The sequence below is a fragment of the Bacillus cereus group sp. N21 genome (genome assembly GCF_016483395.1).
Classification (GTDB): Bacteria; Bacillota; Bacilli; order Bacillales; family Bacillaceae_G; genus Bacillus_A; species Bacillus_A pseudomycoides.
In genome coordinates this window covers 1-2,329 of record NZ_JAEHBX010000171.1, presented here as the reverse complement: position 1 = coordinate 2,329, position 2,329 = coordinate 1, and the positions used below count along the sequence as shown (strand labels likewise).

Genomic DNA, 2,329 nt, shown 5'->3' with positions numbered 1-2,329 from the left:
TCCGCAAGGAACGGGTCGTATTTTCTTTCGCTTTGCTACAGAAAATCTCCACCCTTTTCGCTTTGCTACATCCTTGCAAAACTTTTTTCGGCTCGAGTTTTGATGGCACCAAGCCGATACATCCAAAAGCAACTATTAGGGATCATCGGCTTGAACTTGTTATTATACGAGCCGAACCGCTAGTGATTCGATTTGAAATTTCACTTACCAAATTAATAGAATACGTTATATGTGGGGTTTCGTCCCCACACGACGAACTAGCCTCAACACCAAAAGTAAACAAAAACCTTCATTTAAAACCGTTTATTTTGTTTTTTAAGCGCTTATTTCTATTTTTACGACAAAATAGTATTGTTTTAGATTTGCATCCTCTAAAACGGATTTTGAGGCGTCTGAATGATATTTAGTGTTTTATTGTTGTTTGTTTCTAAATTATAATTTTGTATTTACTTAATTTAGATGAATTTCCTTTAGTATTTTAAAGTAATGTTTGATTGCAAGTTATCAAAAATATACTGTCTACAGCAGGTGCACATTTAATGCTATGAAGGGTACCTTGTATATACCTCGACTCGACTTTTAACAAAAAAACACGTGTAATTGGAAAATTTTGAGTCGACCGTGAGTGCACATCCTGGAAATTTTCGTGTACCCATGTTTAAGCTAGGCTTTGCCTAGCCCCAACCCCTAGTTGGGCCCAAAAACCCCTTATGCTCTTCTCTCTTTTTTGATTCAGAATTTCCAATTTTATAAAATGACTTATTTTTCAACTGAATTTTATTATGTTAAAAAAACAAGAATGTAATTCTAATTGTGGTTTGTTGCAAAGTTATTAGCCAATTTTTTGTGGCGCGGCTATGGTCTTCGCTATATGGATTAAATAATCATTTATTAAGAAGAAAATGAAGTATGACTTAGAGATGTGAAGAACTCTGTTATTTTTATATGACAGAAGGATATAAACCTTAGTAAAATGAATTAGTAAAAACCTAGGTTTTATACCTAGGTTTCAAGGTTGATTTTTTTGAAAATAACCCTTGATATTTAAAAAAACTTAGGTTTTTATCTAGGTTTTAAAGGTGGGTAAAAAGATGGATAAAAGTAAAAACCTAGGTAAAGAAAAACCAGGTTATATAGCGATGACCGTTAAAGAAGTTGCACTGTGTGTAGATGAATCGCCAAATGTTATAAGAAATTGGATGAAAGAATTAAGGACGTATATTCCTTTGGAGAAAAATGAGTCGGGTTACAATGTTTTTAATGAAAAAGCTCTTGAGCAGATGAAAATAGTTAAACAATTACATCGAGAACAGAATTACTCAATAAAACAAATTGAACATTATTTTGCTACAGGTGGAGAAAGTATAAAACCTGTACCTAGTAAAGAAGTTGGAGAAATTTTAGCTGAAGAATTAAAAACATTAAAAAATGAAGTTAGTAGACTTAGAGAATATAGTGAGAAACAAGAGGAATTTAATAAATTATTAATTGAACAACTACAAAAACAACAAGATTATATTAACAATAAGTTAGAGAAACGTGATCAGAAATTACTTGAAACAATTAGAGAAGTACAAGAAACAAAATTATTAACGGCATCTACAGAACAAAAAGGTTTTTTTGCGAGATTATTTGGTAAATGATTTTTGAGATTTAGTAAAGAACTTGTTATTAAGGATTTAAGGAGATAATTAGTATGAATAAAAAAGTGAAAATTTTAAAATACACTATGGTTATATTGGCTTGTATTGCAATTTTTGGTACAATTTTACCTAATGCATTAGATCCGAATGAAACATTAGCAGGCAAAATTTCAATTGCGACTTTTGGTATAGTAGGTACTTGTTTACTATTTTCTATAATGTATTTTATTGTGAAAAAAGCTATTTTAAGAGGATAAGTTGTTACATTTTTAAATTTCTAATGAAAAGGTAGAGGATATATGTTTTTAAAATCTTCATATTCTGAGTTTATTAATTTTATTATCCTGATTACAGTTATTTTAGTTCTGTGGAGATTAAAGGTATGGTCTAATAAAAAATATAATGTTCCTAAAGTATTCCAATGGTTCCCTAAAAGATGGGGGAAAAGAAAAATTTCAGAACAGTTTTTTCAATCAAAACTTGATGTTAAAGGTAAAGGGATTTGGATTACTTATTATGCTGTAGATTTATATGTTGTAACTATCCCATTACAAGTGAAAAAATATAATACACTTTAATGTTCTGTTTTTTTATTAAGAAGTTTTAAACGGTTCTGGTGCAAAGATAAAATAAAAGAGAATATAGCTCATATATTTCTAGCGGAATTCTATTTTATGCTGTAAGCC

At 30.0% G+C, this 2,329-nt stretch carries 4 protein-coding genes; all 4 read left to right on the top strand.

Features of this window, described 5'->3' with window-relative positions:
- Positions 1-407 (top strand): hypothetical protein (locus JDS96_RS31775; protein WP_206777256.1); only part of this gene is annotated, 407 nt, incomplete at its 5' end.
- Between the two features lie 684 nt (positions 408-1,091).
- Positions 1,092-1,643 (top strand): MerR family transcriptional regulator, encoded by a 552-nt coding sequence (locus tag JDS96_RS30195; protein WP_098166597.1) that lies wholly within the window; start codon positions 1,092-1,094, stop codon positions 1,641-1,643.
- A 53-nt stretch (positions 1,644-1,696) separates the two neighbouring features.
- The gene (locus tag JDS96_RS30190) at positions 1,697-1,900 is read left to right on the top strand and encodes a hypothetical protein (RefSeq protein ID WP_199669056.1); all 204 of its coding nucleotides are present in this window, start codon (positions 1,697-1,699) and stop codon (positions 1,898-1,900) included.
- 42 nt (positions 1,901-1,942) lie between these two features.
- Positions 1,943-2,221 carry a hypothetical protein gene (locus tag JDS96_RS30185; RefSeq protein WP_199669055.1) on the top strand — a complete coding sequence of 93 codons (279 nt, stop codon included), beginning with the start codon at positions 1,943-1,945 and terminating at the stop codon, positions 2,219-2,221.
- The last annotated feature ends 108 nt before the right edge of the window (positions 2,222-2,329 follow it).